This window comes from Clostridium folliculivorans (assembly GCF_024341905.1).
GTDB classification, from domain to species: domain Bacteria; phylum Bacillota; class Clostridia; order Clostridiales; family Clostridiaceae; genus Clostridium_AR; species Clostridium_AR folliculivorans.
Map to the genome: position 1 here is coordinate 1,039,095 of NZ_BQXY01000001.1, position 18,847 is coordinate 1,057,941.

Sequence of the window (18,847 nt, forward strand, 5' to 3'; positions counted from 1 at the left end):
CATCTGAAAAAATCATTTAATTCTAATAGCTCGCTCATATAGCATCTCCTTTATAACCACTTAATTTCAACAATACTCTTAAACAAGCAAATAGATAATATTAGGAACTCCCTTATAAGTTGCAGATTAATTTGCATTTTATAAGGGAGTTTTTTAGAAAATTATAATTTAAATAAATTTATGGACAACTAAGTATTAATATGAATCCTTTAGAGAGTATCTGTTATAATACACTTGAACTATGTATTAAATAAATGTTGGTGATACTATATGGACAAACTACTTCGTATCCCAATTTATCCAAATAAAGCTTTATAGTTTATTAGATGTATTTTAAATCTAAGGAGTGGTACATACTTAAAGCATAAATCTAATATAATTTGCAATTTTAAAAGATAATTCTAATTTAAATAAGTTGTTATTGGTATCTAGTGAAATATCAAGTAAGTTTTGTATCTTATTGAAGCGATAGAAGAAGGTACTTCTATGGATGTTTAATCTGTTTGAAGCTTCATTAGCATTTCTATTACTTTCTAAATAAATCTTTAGAGTCTTAAGTAACTCAGTGTTATTTTGAACATCAAATTTAGTAAGTTTTTTAATCCAAGGATGAATTAAAGTTTGTAAATTTATGTTTTGTAAATCATTAGCTTTTTTTGAAGAAATAAAAAACAAGTAATATTCAACGTATTCTTCAAAATAATTAATATGGTTGTCTACTTTCATATCTAACGATAGCTCTAGGGCATATGTAGATTGAATGTAAAAGTCTTTTATAAACAATAAGTCATCAAAAACAATGCTTATGCCACAGCTTAAACCATTTAATTTTAAAAATTCTAAGAGAGTTGCTTTTGTATTATCAGAAATAACTTCTTCTAAATCACTACTTATAAGGAAAATGATCTTATCTTTATAGTATGTAGAAATACAATTTCCAAGTATGTTTTTAAAACCATTAATTAACTGCCTTAATCCGAAGTTATGTCTATAATCTTCATACTTTTGTTTAAAGGGAACTGTAATTATTAGTAGATTTTTATTTAAATTAAAACTACTATGTTGTAGACGTTCTTCAACATGTTCAATATTATCTATTTTATTTGTCAATAAATCAATTAGGTAATATTCTTCATCCAATCCTGAATCACTTATGAATAGATGTTCTTTTTGAATTTGTATAGAAAGTACATTGGATAAAATATTTGTAAGATCTAAATCTTCCTCTTGAAAATTCCGGTTGCTTTGCAAAATGCTTATATATGCAATTGATATGTCATTAACTCTAATGGAGCAAAATATTAAGTTTTCATCATCACTATGAAAAAAAGAAGTGTTTGTTTTATAGATTGTATCTATGCATTTGTTCTTTTTCATTAAATCAATAGTACCTGACAAAAGATAATTTTCCCCATTTCTAGTTTCGATACTTGAGTTTTCATCTTTTGCAAGATTTGAGCGTGTAATAATGCGATAACTAGTATCTAAGATGAAAATAGGGTTGCCTAAAAAGTTTTCAGCTTTACTAAGTATTGCATCTACACTGCTTTCAGCAAAAAGGCTATGATAGAGTTCGTATTTTTTCTTATATGAATTAAGTTCTTTTTTCATAAGTTTCTCCTTGTTTTAAGCACACTAATCTAATATTGAACTATTTTCAAAACTCTTACCAGTTAAGTGGGGAATTTAAGATATAAATTCTTTGCGTAAGATCATTAAAGCGTCGGATGATTAACCAATCAATTTCAATACGGTGCTTAAATAATTTCATAAATTAAAAAAGTGTCTAAATATTATAGCGTTAATAGGCTTAATTTAGGACGTATTTTCGATGAATCACAACTTTCAACATGTTAATATTATAACAAATCATTTAAATGTGTAAGACAAAATTATTTGTTTTGTCTTAATTATTAATCTTTTACCTAAATCATAAACATATTTTTAAAGCTCCTCTGTTTATTTAGAGGAGGCTTTGAAAATATGAATTTTTTAATGAAGAGTTACATTAAGATAGTGAAAAACTGATGATTAAAAATCAGTTCTAAATCAATATAAGGTTAATTTAAGAGGAGAGTATACTATGGCTTTTACAGTGTTAGGGATTACAGCAGGAAGAAAGGATTCAAACTCAGAAATCCTATTAAAGGAAGCACTACTTGCATGTCAAGAGCAAGGTGCAGATGTTAAAATGATTAATTTGAGAAATTATAATATTATTGAATGTTCAGGATGTACAGCTTGTACACATGGCATGAGCAGTGGTAAAAATGTTGGTTGTACCTTAAGCAAAAAGGATGATAAAGAAGAAATCATGAAGGTTATGCTAAATGTAGATGCAATTATTGTGTCAGCACCAACCTATGATTTAATGCCAACGGCTACATTTTCAAAGTTTATGCATAGGAATTTGGCATATGAATCAGCATTTTTAGAATCAATTGGAGCTATTGAACATAGGGATAGGGTTGCTGGACTTATTGCAGTTGGTGGATCTACACGTTCGTGGCAGTCAATGGCACTAGAAAGTATGCAAGCAACATGTTTTACAAATGATTTTAAAGTAATAGACATGTACTTAGCTACAAGAGTACCGGCACCAAAGCAATGTTTATTACATGATGATATGATTGAAAGAGCTCATGAGATGGGACAAAATATCATGAAGTCATTAAATACACCAGTAGAAGAAAGAGGATGGCTTGGTGAAGAAGATATGGGATGGTGTCCACATTGTCATTCTAATGCATTAGTCTTAGGAGAATTACAGTGGGACGGACTACATTTTCCTGTTGAATGTCAGGTTTGCGGAGCTGGAGGAAATTTAGAAAAAACAGAAGAAGGAAAATGGAAATTTGTTATTCAAGAAGATGGGTTAAGCCGTGATCGTACATCTGTAGAAGGAAGAGAACATCATTTAAAGGAAATCATGCACACACAAGGCGGCTTCTATACAGAAGAGAACTTAGCCACTGTAAAAGAAAAGTTTGTTAAGTATAAAGAATTGAAGTTTCCAACTATAGAGATTGACAAATAAAATAAGTATAGACGAGAATATTAGGCAACCATAGCGGTTGCTTTTTTATTATTATTTATAATATTCTTGAATTACGATGTAAAAACACTGCAAAATTCAATTAAGAATAATGCAGTGTTTTAATTAATTATTCGTTTTTATTTATGTGACGTTAAATAAGAAGAATATGAATTAATAATTTGGTATGATTCTTTATTCGTAAAATTTATAAAGCTGTTTAGCACTTACTCCTTCAGTGGTAAAAATAATTGAATTGTTATTATTAAATCCGTTCAAAGAGTGAATTGTTTTTTCTTTTATGGACACTTTCCACTTTTTATCAAAATCAATTTTAAAACAAATATATGCTTCCAATTTTAATGGTTCAAATACTATCGAACAAATAGTTGTATCCTGGCATGTTCTTCTTAAGACGTCAAAAGCATCATTTATTCCAAAGTTATTAATTTTATCATTTATATTCTTATATGCTTTTATATATCTATCAGCACCACATCCGTAAACTTCGTCAAATTTTTGATTTTTAAAATTGCCATTTGGGAAATTTGTCATAACAATAAACTTGCCATCTATTTTACTTATAACATTAGTATTTATTCCCTCTTCGAGGATTACAGCATCACCGTATTTATCTGCAATTATAGTATGTAAGCCCATATTGGGAAAAAAAGGGTTTGAGGAAAAGAAAGCATTTCTATTATTTAGAATATCTAAAAAATCTGATACTTTGTCCCCTACCCTTAATGATTCTTCAATAACATCAAAAGCAAATACATTATTTCCATTACTACATGGTTGAAAATTTGGGCTATATTCTAGCGCTTGGGTACATATAAATAAGCCATTACTATTAATACCAGCAATATCTCTATAAATATTATCCATTAATCCTGAAAAGTAAAAAACATCACTATCAGCATAATTATAAATATTTAGCTTTAAATCAATGTCATCTGAATCAAAATTCATGCCGTAAATTGGATTGTTTTGACTATATACTGCAAAGCTTGTGCACATTTTAGAAAACTCCTTCTAAACTAATTAATCAAATAAATTTACATAATTAAAAGATTACGCTATGTTCAAGAATAATGTTGAAAATATAAGATTTTTAAAAGGACCGATTACTAGGTTCTTTTAGTTCGTTATTTAAGAAAATTATGAATCAAGAGAAAAGTTTTCAATTATTCTACCTATCTGATTATTAAATTCAAAGTAGAAATTTTCATTCGTTTTAGACCTTTTCACGCACCACCCTATCCTGGTAAAGGCAGTCAAAAACTTATAAAAAGGAAGAGTATTATCTAAATCAGGCAGCTTTCTTATGGATTTATAACCCTCTGAGAAACTTTCCCTAGTCCCAGCGTAAACATTGAATACTTCACATTCTAATGTCAAGATATAAACATCGGAACTATTTGACTCTGTAACAGTATCTAATTTTTTTACATTTAACTCGAAAATAGCGTAATATTTTTTAAGTTTATCTTACATTTGCATATTTCATTGCATCGCTTTCTCGAAAAGTTTTACCGTTTAACTAACTCAAGAAGATGATTAAGGTCGGTTTCGTATCTCTTAAAAAGAGGAATTCTATCATTTGAAATATCATTCATTAATTTATTAGCAACATTACAGGCTAAATTATACTGCTCATCATTAATTTCTTTAGTATCCCTCGCTTCATCCAATTCATCTTTATCCAACAAATGAATATCTGAAGGTGGTAAGATAACAATATCCAGATACAAATCATCATAAAAAGGTATTCCATCATCACCGATACCATTTCTATAGGTAATATCAAAATACCATTGCACTAACTTATTGTTTTTATCACAAAATGCTGTTAGGGTATAATTCTCATTTAAAGGCACGTATTGCATCATCTTATAACCGTTATCAATAACACAAATATTTTTCTCCCCATATTTAATAATACAATCTTGCGTTACCTTATTCATCTTAAAAAGTGTGATATATCCTTTAAAATCATAATCGTCAACACATATTGAAATAAAATCTCTATCAATAACTCTCTTTAAATATGTTCTATCTGTAGACTTTCTCTTCATTATTAATCTCCCAAACAAAATAGAAATAATTTTTATAATACTTCCATTAACAACTTTTGCATATTCGCTATATCCTACCATGCTGTCTTAATTATCATTAATTATACCATATTACACCAATTAACTCTAAGAAAACTGTAGACATTAGAGTATTTTCAAATTACAAATTAGTTTTCAGATTATAAGGTATTTTTCTGAAAATCACACAAAAATCGCTTCTCTAGTCTTGAAAGCTTTAATAAGGACTTTTGTTTTAGCAGTACTAGCTTGAACCATAAGGGTTTTACCTTTAACTATACCTTGAAATTAGAATTTTCTATAAATTTATAGGAATATAATTAATAAAATTTGACTGAATGATGATACTCGTGATAATATCACATTGAGAACGATTTTAGGAAAACCAGATATTTTTAATAAAAAAAGGGAAATATAATAAATAGATGCTTGTAAAAGAAGATGAATGAATATAAGTTAATTAAAATTTATTCTAGATTTATATTTATTCAAGTTTTTTTATAAATGCAAAAAATATTTATACAAGAAACTTTAACGTGCGGATAATTTGAGTTTATTTTCAATCTTTGCGAAATTATTAAAGTTGCACCACTTCCATAGGAAAAATATTTTTTAAATTCTACTTTTTTTAAGCAGAAATTTTAAATTTATTAAGCAATATGAAGTGATACATAGATATAAATTCCTTAGACAAAATAACTTTAGAGATGAAAAACTTTAATAGGTAATATTGATGATCGGAATCAAAAAATTATAGCGATAATAAAAAATTAGTAGTAACTAGGTTCTATTTTTTATTCTTTTGAAAATTACAATTTATAGAGGTTCTAATTAGTTTTACTCATAAAAGTATTGAAATAGAAATGCTTTAATACATTATTTTATGAAGAAAACTAAATAGAATTTGTATGGATAAATATTAGAAAGATTATATTTTATTATAAGAAAAAGATAATCTTTGCTAGGCAAAAGGATAAAAAAGAGGATTTGTTTTTTCAAAACTTCCTTAGATTAGTTTGGAAAGGATAGATGCGCAAAAGGATTATTAATTAAAAGCGCACTAGCAATTCTCGATACCTTTAGTTACAAGTTAGGAGAAAATATGACAAATAAAATTAAAAACAGAAGTAGAATAAAGGTTATACCTTTAGGCGGTTTAGGAGAGATAGGTAAAAATCTAACTGTTTTCGAATATGAAGACGAGATAGTAATAATAGACTGTGGATTAGCGTTCCCTGATGAAGAACTTCTTGGAATTGATCTTATAATCCCAGACATAGCTTATTTGCAGAAAAATAAGGATAAAGTAAAAGGATTTTTTATAACTCATGGACATGAAGATCATATAGGAGCTTTACCTTATGTTTTAAAACAATTAAATGTTCCTGTATATGGAACAAAATTAACTTTAGGTTTAATCGAAAGCAAGTTAGAAGAACATAAGATTCTCAATGACTGTACCTTAAATATGATGAAACCAGGTGATATAGTAGAGATTGGTAACAATTTCAAGGTTGAATTCATAAGAACAAATCACAGTATAGCAGACAGTGTATCTATTGCTTTACACACACCTGTAGGTATTATTGTTCATACTGGTGATTTTAAAATTGACTTTACACCAATTGATGGAGAAACTATAGATTTAAATAGATATGCGCAGTTAGGTAAAAAGGGTGTACTGCTTCTAATGGCTGATAGCACTAATGCTACTCGTAAGGGATATACAATGTCAGAAAGAACTGTTGGTGAGGCTTTAGAGAATCTCTTTCTTAAGGCTGATGGCAGAATAATAGTAGCAACCTTTGCATCAAATATCCATAGAGTGCAGCAAATTGCTAATGCTTCTGTAAAGCATAATAGGAAGATTGCCTTAAGTGGAAGAAGTATGGAGAAAATATGTAAAGTTGCTATGGAACTAGGATATTTATCTATACCTGAAGGCGTATTTATAGAATTAAATGATATTAAAAAATATGCAAATGATAGAATTACAATAATCACCACTGGTAGCCAAGGTGAACCAATGTCCGCATTAACAAGAATAGCACTTGGAACTCATAAGAGCATTCAAATAGAAAAGGGAGATATGGTTATTATCTCAGCAACACCTATACCAGGAAACCAAAAGGCTGTTTCTAATGTTATAAATGATTTAACAAAGAAGGGTGCTAATGTAGTCTATAAGTCAATAGAAGATATACATGTATCAGGGCATGCCTGTGAAGAGGAAATTAAGCTTGTTCATACATTGTTAAAGCCAAAGTTCTTTATGCCTGTACATGGCGAATATAGACATTTAAAAAGACATGGTGAAATCGCAGAAAGCATTGGAATGGATAAATCAAACATATTCTTATTAGAGATAGGAGATGTTTTAGAAGTATCTAGAAAGAAGGCTCAAAAAGCTGGTAAAGTAATTGCGGGAAGAATCCTTATAGATGGATCTGGAGTCGGAGATGTTGGTAATGTTGTACTTCGTGACAGAAAAAATCTAGGTGAAGATGGTATTATAACCGTAGTTGTTGTTATAGATAAAGAAAGTAAAACAATAATTTCTGGACCAGATATAGTTACAAGAGGCTTTGTATATGTTAGAGATTCAGAGAAATTAATTAAAGAAATAAGGCAAATAGCAACTGACAGTATAGAAAAATGCCTTGGTAACAATGTAATGCAATGGTCAGAAATAAAGAACTCTATTAGACGAGAAATAGATGGTTTTATATATAGAAAAATGAAGAGAAAACCTACAATTTTACCTGTTATAACTGAGATATAGAGTCTTGTAATAATTTAGGCTAAACATTGAAAAGATGATTTTAAAAGACATGAATTATATATGAAGAGTGTGAATAGTATAAAGAGTTCAGCTAAGATTAAATGGCTGAACTCTTTGTTTTTGTGTGAGAAAAAAAATTACATTAAGTTTTGCAGTCTTTTGTTTTGTATTTTAATAATTGTAAATTATAGGATGAATATATTGTAATACATATTACATTTTGCTACAATAAAATTGTAATAGGTATTACAACTTAAGGAGTTGGTTTTGTGATGGAAGAATGGTTAGCTATTAATTTTACACTGCCTAGAGAGCCATCAAGGATCAGGGTTAGTATATGGAGAAAGTTAAAACGTACAGGTTCAATTAATATTGGACAGTCAATATGGGTACTCCCTTTAAACGATGAGCATATCAAAATATTTAATGAGATTGCAGCGGAGGTTAAAGAAAATTATGGACAGTCATTTGTTATGAAGACTGATTTCTTATTGGACCAATCAGATCAACCAATTGTAGATTACTTTAATAATGCAAGAGATGAGGAGTACAAGGAATTTTTAGAGAAATGTAAAGATTTTAAGCAAGAGATTCAAAAAGAAACTGAAAAAAATAATTTTTCTTTTGCTGAAATTGAGGAAAACGAACATGAATTAAGAAAGTTGAATATTTGGCTTGAAGCAATAATTAAAAGGGACTTTTTTAATTCATCTATGAAAGAAGAATCAGAAACTACACTTATAAACTGTAAAGATATATTGGAAAATTACTGCAATGAAGTATATGTAAGAAATGGTGCGTTGTAATTAAAGATGTTCAACTTCGATCCTTAAACCATTTTTAAAACTCTCACTGATTCTGGTGAGAGAATTTAAAATATGAATTTTATTACGAATTGGTACATCTATATTAAGGTACGGAGAGAAATTATGAAAAATATTTTATCACAAATAATTATGAAGTTAAAAACGAATTTTGAGAAGTTGAAGTTAAAGGCGAAAAAAATAAAAAAGGAATTGCGAGTATTATATATAGCCTGTCAAAGACCTGATATTCCATGGTACACAAAACTTATAGCTATTCTTGTAGTAGGGTATGCATTAAGCCCTGTTGATTTAATACCAGACTTTGTACCTGTTTTAGGATATTTAGACGATATTATAATAGTTCCAGCAGGAATATCTCTTGTTATAAAGTTAATACCCCAAAACATTTTAGCAGAGTGTAGAGAAAAGGAAAATGAAGCTTTTAAAGATGGAAAGCCTAAAAACTGGATAGCGGGTACTTTAATAATAGGTCTATGGATAATATTGATAGCATTAGTTATAGAAAAAATACTTAAAATATTGCACTTTAAGTGGTACATCAATAGATAGATTAGTTCCAATTATTTTCATATTTGGAGAGGATTATTATGAATTTACATTTTTCTTATGCTTATATATTACTTTTTATTGGAAGTTTTATAGCGGCAGCAATATCAGGTGCAGCAGGCTTTGGAGGCGCCTTACTACTACTTCCTCTACTTACTAAGACTATCGGAACAACTTATGCTGTACCTATTTTAACTATAGCGCAACTTATAGGAAATGCTTCAAGAGCATTCATGAGTTTTAAACAAATAAAGTGGAAGCCAGTTGGGTACTTCACGGTTGGAGCAATTCCTATGGCGTTTCTAGGAGCATTTTCATTTGTCAAAGTCTCAGAAAATATTATTAATAGAGGAATCGGAATTACAGTAATTTTATTTGTAATTCTAAAATATTTTAAAATACTAAAGTTTAAGCCAAGCAACATAACTCTATTAATCGGAGGAGGAGTAACAGGGCTATTATCAGGTTTGGTTGGTAGCGCAGGTCCTATAGGTGCAGCACTATTTTTGTCTTTAAATCTTCCTGCTACGTCCTATGTTTCTAGTGAAGCTGTTACCGCTGTTGCAATGCATATAACTAAAACAATAGTATATCAAAAATATTTAGGGATAGGATTGCAAGCTTTAGGAACAGGATTATTTATGGGTTTGGCAATGATCTTTGGAACATGGACTGGGAAAAAAACTATAGAAAAAATGCCAAAAGAACTATTTATAAAGCTAGTAGGTATTTTATTAATTATTATGGGATTGCAGATGGTGATATCACCATAATTCATTGATAAGAGGATAAGTAGAAATAGAGAAACTCAAGGTTGACATCAATATCAATAAGCCTATTAAAGGTTTAAATGAAAATGTCACTATACCATAAAAAACAAAGTTTGGAATAAGTTCTTAATATCAAGCAAGGGCAGGTGTAATGCATGAGTTCGGAAGTGCTTAATAAAGAAGCTTCTACTAAAGTAAATTCAAATATTAAGTGGCTTAGCATAGCAACATTTCTAGCTGATATAGGTGGAGGCTTAGTAAATGTTGTCTTACCACTATTTTTATCTTCATTAGGATTAGATAAGGTTTTTATTGGAACAGTAGAAGGTATTGCAGATTTTACAGCAGGCATTGTGCGTATTTTTTCAGGTTGGTTTTCAGACAAGCTTAGAAAGCGAAAGATATTCGTAATCATTGGATATTTATTAGCAGGGATAGCAAGGCCACTTTTAGCCTTTGTTAATAGCGGTTTTATGATTATGTTCTTGAGGTTCACGGACAGGCTTGGTGCAGGGGTCCGATTGGCACCTGCTGATGCACTTATCGCTGACGAGTCTCATAAAAAATCCAGGGGAAAGGCATTTGGTATTAATAGAGCCATGGATGCCTTTGGTGCAGTAGTTGGGCCTGTTTTGGCTTATGAGATTTTAAAGTCTCATCCAGGAAACTATAAGCTTGTATTTACAGCCACAGCTATTCCGATGTTATTAACTTTAATTGTTGTAACATTTCTTATTAAAGAGAAGAAGAATAAAGTTGAGACTCGCATAGCAGTACCTTCATTCAAGGGCTTGACTAAGGAGTTTAAAAGGTTTCTTTTAATTGTAGTATTGTTTTCTCTTGGTAATTCCAGTGATGCCTTCTTAATTTTAAGGGCGCAAAACCTTGGAATTTCATCTGCGATTATTCCAATTTGGTGGGCTGTCTTTAGTATTGTTGCTACAATTTTATCTATACCATCAGGAATTATTTCAGATAAAATCGGCAGGAAACCATTAATAATAATTGGATATGTGATTTTTGCTGTTGTTTATTTAGGATTTGGATTATCACATAAGGCTGGTATACTATGGATATTGATTGCTTTATATGGGATATATAAAGGTCTTGCTGATGGAGCTCAGAGAGCTCTGGTTTCAGAACTTGTTCCTTCTAATCAAAGAGGTTCAGCTTTCGGTGTATTCCATACCTCAGTTAGTATGGCGACATTGCCTTCTAGCATAATTGCTGGTTTACTATGGGATAGACTTGGAGCATCAGCACCATTTTTATTTGGTGGATCTCTTGCTTTAATCTCTAGTTTCCTTATGATGATAATAATGTTCACACATAAAAATATTGATAACTCTCAGTTTAGTTAGTTCGTAATCTTCTTATATTATTTATTAATAATTATAAATTAGATTAAAAAAAGCGTGTTAAATTTAATTAACATGCTTTTTCTGTTGCAAAAATCATTGTGAAAATCCATGCGATTTTATTTTATGCACCCCTAAGGTAAACCCGTTAGAATAAAAGTGGGTTCTTTGAATTTTAATATCTTATCCTTAGAAGCTAAATCAACATATATTATTTCATTATATTTTTTCTATATTGATTAGGTGAAACCCCGTAAACCTTCTTAAAGGTTCTTATAAAGTGGTTGTCATCTTCATAGCCGATAAGATCGCTTATATCACGAATCTTTAAGTCGGAAGAAGCAAGAAGTTCAATTGCTTTATTGAGTTTTATAGTCTGAATCATTTCTTTAAAGGTATGTCCAGTATTAGCTTTTATTAATTTACTCAAATAAGGCACAGAAAAATGGAATTCCTTTGATAAATCTTCTAGGGTCACAGATTTATAGTTTCCTTGAATATAAGTAAGTATTGAAGTTAGCTGTTTATTGCTTTTCTGTAGCTCTTTAGGTAATTCTACCGTATGCTTTTTATCTCTTAGTAAATGGGCAAATAAAATCATTAGAAAATTATCAAGTATCTTATTGCTATACTGCTCATTTTCTATACTCTCCATGATTATGTGTGACATAAAGCTTCTGATTGAATCACTGTTATTTGTTCTGAAGATAATATAGTTATTATAATTCTTTGTATATAAGATTTTTGTGAAGAAGGAAGAGAGAATGTTTTCTTCACTTAATACTTCTAAAAAGGTATCGTTGAAGGTTGTGCTTCTTATTATTACATTTATTACAACAGAGTCATCGAATACTGATATTGAATGCTCTACATCAGGAGGAACAATGCATATGTCACCCTCCTTTAATAGAATATTATCGCCCATTATATTTTGCTCACACTTTCCAGAGTACACGTATATCATCTCAAAGAATGAATGTTTATGTGTAAATTCAGGTGTGTATCTGAAATGTTTTGAAGCTAGAATGTGATAATCCTTTTTGTGTTCAAATACATATTCCTCAATAAGTAAATAGGGTTCCATTATATCTACATCGTCTATATCTGGAACAATAAGGCTTTTTTCCTTAATTAGTTTCATATCTGCCTTATCAATAAATTCTTTAAGTTTTGCAGGGTCTTGCTTGGCTAAATAGTATTCTTTGTAGAAAAGCTCATCTACTGTGTAAGTCTTTAGGTATTTATCTAATTCGTTTATAGTCATTTTATCACCTTATTAAAATATTGGTTTTGTTTAAGAATATTGCTGAAATTAATTGGTTATACAGGAGACGCTATATGAGCGAGCTATTAGAATTAAATGATTTTTTCAGATGGAATGGCTCTAAAAAATCGCTAATCGTTCTTTATTGGTGATTTTTTTACGCATCTGCCTTTTCTGAACGTATGTGAAGAAATTCTGGCAGGCGATATATTTTTACTTTTTACTTTTTAATCAAATAACCTTTTTATTTTCTTAAATTTAAGATATGAAAGATTTATAAAAAGTATGGATTATTAAAAAGTAAAACTGTACTGTTCGAACGTAGTGAGTTTGCATTTTTAGCCATGGAATATGAAGAAATCATATTAATTCTTTGCGTAAGCTCATTAAAGCGTCGGATGATTAACCAATTAATTTCAACACGGTGCTTTAACAGCGCCAAAATATTAAATTATGCATATACAAAATATTTCAAATTATAGTTTTTCAAATGTATAAATTAATATCTAAGTTAAACACTCTATAATAATTCGATTTTGTAACTTTAATAAAAAATGCTGGTTTTTATATGCAAAATTTAATGTAATTTATTATATTTTTAATATTAACGGTTTTGAAATCCGCTGTAAATAAGAATTTATATAACTATTAAGAAAAATTGAATTGTACCAATAAAAAAACGGTTATATTAAAAAATGCATATTCATTGCAATAAATTATGCAGTTTGTTTAGTTGCGTATATGAATTATAATAGCAATATAAACGATATCATCGATGATTGTTCATATGAAAATAAAAAGGTTCTTTTATTTAAGTGTTAAAAAATGCATATAAATTCAAAGCATTATACTAAGTGTTATTAAGGATACTTTAAATCTAAAACTATTTTTAGAACTATGCTAGAATCTGAATAAAAGTTTTAAAAATGTAAATTCAAGTATAAAGTTATCCATTATGAAAGAAGAAACTGAAATTTGAACTATTTCTTAGAGGGGGATAAAAATGAGTACAAACGTTAATACATCAGTAAGTGCTTCTACAGGCAAAATCGGATTTTTTGAAAAGATATCTTATGCATGTGGTGATTTTGCAAATAATATAATATTTTCTTCAATGGGTGCATTCCTAGTATTTTATTATACAGACGTTGCAAAAGTAGGTGCAGCTGCTATTGGTTCTATAATGCTTATTTCACGTTTACTTGACGGAATAATTGATATTATAATGGGGTTTGTTGTTGATAGGACTAAATCAAAGTATGGAAAAGCTCGTCCTTGGATTTTAAGAATGAGTATACCTTTCGCAGTAGCAACAGTACTGTTATTCTCAGTACCTAACTTAGGTGAAACAGGTAAACTTATTTATATATTCTTGACTTATAATATTGTTAATATCATATATACTTCTATAAATGTACCTTATGGAACTTTAAGTTCCTTAATGACACAGGATCAATATGATCGTTCAGTATTGAACATTGTTAGAATGATATTTTCTCTAGTTTCAAGTCTTGGAATCACAATGCTTACTTTACCTGTAGTTAATGCTTTAGGTGGAGGACAAAAAGGCTGGACAATGGCATATCTAATATTTGGTATTATAGCTTGTGTATTATTCTTTATAACTTTCTTCTTTACAAAAGAAAGAGTTGGAAATACTGCAGAAGTTGAAAACGTTAAGAAGGAAAATGTTCCAGTACTAGAAGGACTAAAAGGATTGTTTAATAATAAATATTGGGTTATTCTAACTGCCAACGGTCTTGCAAACGGTGTTAATATGGCTATTTCCATGGGAGTTAATATTTATTATGCAACATATATACTAGGTAATCCTAATCTTGTTGGTACTCTTTCACTAGCTATGTTATTACCGATGATTGGTGGACTATTTATACTAGCACCTTTCGTTAAAAAGTTTGGAAAAAGAAATATGAATATAGCGGGAAATATAATTACAATAGTAGGATATGTAATAACTTTAATTAATCCAACTAATGCAGGCATGGTAATAATTGGTGCAGTAATAAGAGGTATAGGAACAGCACCAGGAACAGGTGTAGGTTTTGCTATGATTGCTGACTCAGTTGAGTATGGAGAATGGAAGACTGGTAACAGAACTGAAGGCTTAGTATTCAGTGCACAAAGTTATGGTGGAAAAGCTGGATCAGGACTTGGTGGAGCGCTAATAGGTTGGGTTTTAGCAGCTGGCGGATATGTAGGAGGAGCAGCAGTTCAATCAGCAGCCGCAATTTCTTCAATAAAAGCGTTGTTTATATTTATACCTATAGTAGTGCTAGTTGTTCAAATATTACTTTTAGTTCCTTATAAATTAGATAAGGAGTATCCAACTATACTAAAAGAACTTCAAGAAAGAAATGCGAGCAAAGCATAATAGTTGAGCTAGGAACTCTATGTTTTGAGGCATATTGAGTAAATAAAGAATATAGAGTTTTAATAAGAACATGCATATGAGGGAGAGAAGCTCCAGCTATGCATGTTCTTCAATTTTTCTGGAGAATTAAAATGCTTTTTTCATATTGAGGAGTTTAATCATCCGGAGTTTTAATAGTTTTCACAAATCCTTATTTTATATAAGAACCTGCACTTTGAGTATTGCTTGATGATTTCAATTCTATGGCGGGAGTAATGAAGAGAAGCTTGGATGGTTATGAATATTTCAAAACCTAAGCGGAGATTAAAAAATGCATATTATTTTAGGCAAATAACTTCATTTGTTTTTGAAGTTAGATATTTTACAATTAAGGTGTAATGGAGATTATAGGGTTTATCCATTGATGCATTATTAAAATGTCTCGTATATTTAATTAAAAAATGTATATAAAAACATGGCGCTGTTAAAGCACCGTGCTGAAATTGATTGGCTAATCATCCGACGCTTTAATGAGCTTACGCAAAGAATTAATATGATTTTTTCATATTCCATGGCTAAAACTGTAAACTCACTACGTTCGAACAGTACAGTTTATTAACGCCATTCCATCTGAAAAAATCATTTAATTCAAGTTGCTCACTCATATAGCGTCTCCTGTATAACCAATCAATTTCAACAATATTCTTAAACATAGCCAAAAATATATGACTTTGATTTATAAACTATTTTTGAAGTTCTTTTTGGTTTTGAAAGTAGATGGGGAAAATATAAACTTTATAAATAAAAGCCATAACAATATGTATTTAGAAAAATAAGAATAGAGGTTGTTAAAAATGAGAGTTATGAATTTGAGAACCAATCACATTACTAATCCATTGGGCTTTGAGATTGGGAAGATTAGTATGTCCTGGATTACGGAGGATACAGTTTCTAAGTATCAATCTTCGGCTAGAGTAGAAATCTCTTTGGATGAGGCCTTTGAAAACATAGTTTTTGATAGTGGTAAAAGAGAGGATATAGATAGTTTAGCTTTTTACCCAGATAATAAGCTAAGCTCTAGGACTCGTTATTTTTGGAGAGTTACTGTGTGGGGAGATAGTGGCGATTTTGCAACTAGTGAAATAGCATGGTTTGAAACAGCAAAGATGGAAGAACCATGGACAGCTAAATGGATTACGCCAAAACTCGATAAAGAGCTTCATCCAATTATAAGAAAAGAATTTAAACTTCCATCAGAAGTTATTTCAGCAAGGGTATATATGTGTGGACTTGGACTATACGAGTTTGAAGTCAATGGAAAGAAAGCTAGTGAAGAGTATTTTGCCCCTGGCTTTAATGCTTATGATTTTTGGCTTCAATATCAAACTTATGACATCACAGAACTTCTTCAAGCAGGAGATAATTGTTTAAGCGTAATGCTAGGCAATGGAACTTATAAAGGCAGATATGGTTTTGATGGTGGATACAATGAGCTTTATGGAGATAAGTTCGCTTTAATTTGTGAGATAGTAGTTACCTTAAAGAATGGTATGACAGCAGTTATTGGAACTGATGAAAGCTGGAAAGCTATAGAGTCACCAGTAAAATTCAGTGGAGTATATGATGGAGAAATTTATGATGCTAATGCTGAAATAGAGGGATGGTCAAAGCCAGGTCTTGATGAAAGTAGTTGGAGTGGTGTAGAGCTAATAGATATTGGGTATGAGAAGTTAACACCAAGACTAAGCCTTCCAGTTAAGATAAAAGAAGAGATTAAGCCTATTGAAATAATACACACTAAAAAAGGTGAAACAGTCTTGGATATGGGCCAAAATATGACAGGCTGGATAAGATTTAAGGCTTCTGCTGAAAAGGGACAAGAACTTCTTTTAGAATTTGGAGAGATACTTCAAGATGAATGCTTCTATAGAGATAATCTTCGTACGGCAAAAGCAGAGTTTAGATATATAAGTGATGGAACTAGTAAAATGGTTCAGCCTCATTTCACATATTACGGATTTAGATATGTAAGACTTACTGGATTTAAAGAAGTAAGGTTAGAAGACTTTACAGGCTGTGTAATATACTCAGACTTAGAGTTAACAGGAGCCATTGAAACTTCTAACCCACTAGTAAATAAGTTATTTAAGAACGCTCAGTGGGGACAAAAAGGAAACTTCTTAGATGTACCAACTGACTGTCCACAACGTGATGAAAAAATGGGATGGACAGGAGATGCTCAGGTATTTGCATCCACAGCTTGCTTTAATATGTATTCACCAGCTTTCTATGCTAAGTATATGTTTGATTTACGTGAGGAACAAAAGAGATTAGGTGGTTCAGTACCATTTGTTGTGCCTTCAATAAAGCCTAAAAATCCAGTGGGAATAGTTAATGGAAATGGCTCAACTGCTTGGGGAGATGCAGCAACAATTATTCCTTGGACCTTGTACCTTCATTATGGAGACAAGGAGCTTTTAGCAGATCAGTTCGATACCATGAAAGATTGGGTAGATTATATCAAAGGTATAGACGAAAATACGGGAGGAAGAAGACTTTGGACTGTAGGTTTCCACTTTGCTGATTGGTTAGCTTTAGATGCGAAGAATCCTGCAGAATTAACTGGTGGAACAGACAAGTACTATATAGCTTCAGCTTATTACTGCTATTCAGCAAAATTAGTTGCTAAGGCTGCCAAAGTATTAGGCAAGATAGAGATATCAGAAGAATACTCAAACCTAGCTGAAGAAATAAAACAAGCCATATTAAAAGAATATTTTACACCTAATGGAAGAAGCGCAATAAATACTCAAACTGCAATGATTGTGGCTCTTTATATGAATTTAATACCAGAAGATCATAGAGAAAGAACTATAAAGGACTTAAGAGAAAAATTAGATGGAGACAATATGCATCTAACTACTGGTTTTGTAGGTACTCCTTATTTCTGTAGAGTATTATCAGAAAATGGTGCAAATGAAGACGCTTATAGACTTTTATTAAATGATGATTATCCAAGCTGGTTATATGCTGTAAAGCTTGGAGCAACAACTATTTGGGAACGTTGGAACTCTGTACTTCCAGATGGCTCTATTGGCGATACAGGAATGAACTCTCTAAACCACTATGCTTATGGTTCTATTGCAGAATGGATGTATAGAAATATGTGTGGAATAAATCCAGTTGAAGATGTGCCTGGATTTAGAAAGATAAGACTTACACCAACACCACATGGAAGCTTAAAGTATGCGAAGGCAAGCTTCAATTCTCCAAATGGACGTATTGAGAGTGGCTGGAAAATAAGTGATACAGGAGAATTGTCCTTCGAATTTGAGATTCCATTCAACACTACAGCAGAGCTAATACTTCCAGATGCATTGCTTAGAAATGTTAAGTTGTGTGGTAAACCATTGATGGAAAGTGGCATAGATGCGGTTCAAGAAGGTAGTAATGTAGTTTGCAACCTTACAGCTGGAAGATATAGATTTGAATATATGCCTTTAAAGGAATACAGATATATATATAATCTTGATAATAAACTTTGCGAATTAATGAATAATGTTGAGGTTAGAGAAATATTAGATGAGGTTATTCCAAGCTTAGTAAACAATCAAGTATTAGGTTTCTTATTCCAAAATACATTAAAGCAAATAAGCTCTGGAGGAATGGACTTAGGAATTGATTGGAATTATGCACTTAATAAAATTGATAGTGAGCTAAAGAGTAAAGCAATTAGTATTTTGTAATACGTTAATAGTTAAGGAATCATACAAAGTAAATAAAGTAACTGATGTAATGG

Annotated in this window: 11 protein-coding genes and 1 pseudogene; 8 read left to right on the forward strand and 4 right to left on the reverse strand. The window is 30.6% G+C overall.

The genetic code is table 11. The features are described 5' to 3' along the window. Nucleotides 1-357 precede the first annotated feature (357 nt). Nucleotides 358-1,611, reverse strand: a complete 1,254-nt coding sequence (locus OCU55_RS04700; protein ID WP_261851146.1) for a PucR family transcriptional regulator — start codon at nt 1,609-1,611, stop codon at nt 358-360. A gap of 472 nt (nt 1,612-2,083) precedes the next feature. Here OCU55_RS04700 and OCU55_RS04705 point away from each other — a divergent pair, with 472 nt between their 5' ends. Beyond that, nucleotides 2,084-3,037, forward strand: coding sequence for a flavodoxin family protein (locus tag OCU55_RS04705; protein WP_261851147.1), 954 nt, complete (start codon nt 2,084-2,086; stop codon nt 3,035-3,037). Nucleotides 3,038-3,229: 192 nt separating this feature from the next. Here the strand turns inward: OCU55_RS04705 and OCU55_RS04710 are convergent, their stop codons facing one another. Both OCU55_RS04710 and OCU55_RS04715 read right to left on the reverse strand, forming a co-directional pair. After that, entirely contained in the window at nt 3,230-4,054 is an 825-nt protein-coding gene (locus OCU55_RS04710) for an Ntn hydrolase family protein (RefSeq protein WP_261851148.1), read from the reverse strand. Nucleotides 4,055-4,566: 512 nt separating this feature from the next. Continuing rightward, on the reverse strand, nt 4,567-5,112 hold the full coding sequence (locus OCU55_RS04715; protein ID WP_261851149.1) for a ribonuclease FAU-1 family protein: 546 nt from the start codon (nt 5,110-5,112) through the stop codon (nt 4,567-4,569). Between the two features lie 1,120 nt (nt 5,113-6,232). Between OCU55_RS04715 and OCU55_RS04720 the strand changes: the two genes are divergently transcribed. The 5 genes and pseudogenes from OCU55_RS04720 (at nt 6,233) to OCU55_RS04740 (ending at nt 11,416) form a co-directional block, all read left to right on the forward strand. Next, nucleotides 6,233-7,912 (forward strand): ribonuclease J, encoded by a 1,680-nt coding sequence (locus OCU55_RS04720; protein WP_261851150.1) that lies wholly within the window; start codon nt 6,233-6,235, stop codon nt 7,910-7,912. A gap of 272 nt (nt 7,913-8,184) precedes the next feature. Beyond that, nucleotides 8,185-8,718, forward strand: coding sequence for a Chromate resistance protein ChrB (locus OCU55_RS04725; protein WP_261851151.1), 534 nt, complete (start codon nt 8,185-8,187; stop codon nt 8,716-8,718). A gap of 240 nt (nt 8,719-8,958) precedes the next feature. Beyond that, a pseudogene (locus OCU55_RS24030) lies at nt 8,959-9,121 on the forward strand (YkvA family protein); the annotation flags it as partial. Nucleotides 9,122-9,326: 205 nt separating this feature from the next. Beyond that, the gene (locus OCU55_RS04735; protein WP_261851153.1) at nt 9,327-10,058 is read left to right on the forward strand and encodes a sulfite exporter TauE/SafE family protein; all 732 of its coding nucleotides are present in this window, start codon (nt 9,327-9,329) and stop codon (nt 10,056-10,058) included. A 152-nt stretch (nt 10,059-10,210) separates the two neighbouring features. Beyond that, nucleotides 10,211-11,416 (forward strand): MFS transporter, encoded by a 1,206-nt coding sequence (locus OCU55_RS04740; RefSeq protein ID WP_261851154.1) that lies wholly within the window; start codon nt 10,211-10,213, stop codon nt 11,414-11,416. A 208-nt stretch (nt 11,417-11,624) separates the two neighbouring features. Here the strand turns inward: OCU55_RS04740 and OCU55_RS04745 are convergent, their stop codons facing one another. Beyond that, the gene (locus OCU55_RS04745; RefSeq protein WP_261851155.1) at nt 11,625-12,677 is read right to left on the reverse strand and encodes an AraC family transcriptional regulator; all 1,053 of its coding nucleotides are present in this window, start codon (nt 12,675-12,677) and stop codon (nt 11,625-11,627) included. Between the two features lie 1,003 nt (nt 12,678-13,680). Here OCU55_RS04745 and OCU55_RS04750 point away from each other — a divergent pair. Beyond that, the gene (locus tag OCU55_RS04750; RefSeq protein WP_261851156.1) at nt 13,681-15,069 is read left to right on the forward strand and encodes an MFS transporter; all 1,389 of its coding nucleotides are present in this window, start codon (nt 13,681-13,683) and stop codon (nt 15,067-15,069) included. Nucleotides 15,070-15,902: 833 nt separating this feature from the next. Then, the gene (locus OCU55_RS04755; protein WP_261851157.1) at nt 15,903-18,794 is read left to right on the forward strand and encodes a glycoside hydrolase family 78 protein; all 2,892 of its coding nucleotides are present in this window, start codon (nt 15,903-15,905) and stop codon (nt 18,792-18,794) included. Nucleotides 18,795-18,847: the final 53 nt, after the last annotated feature.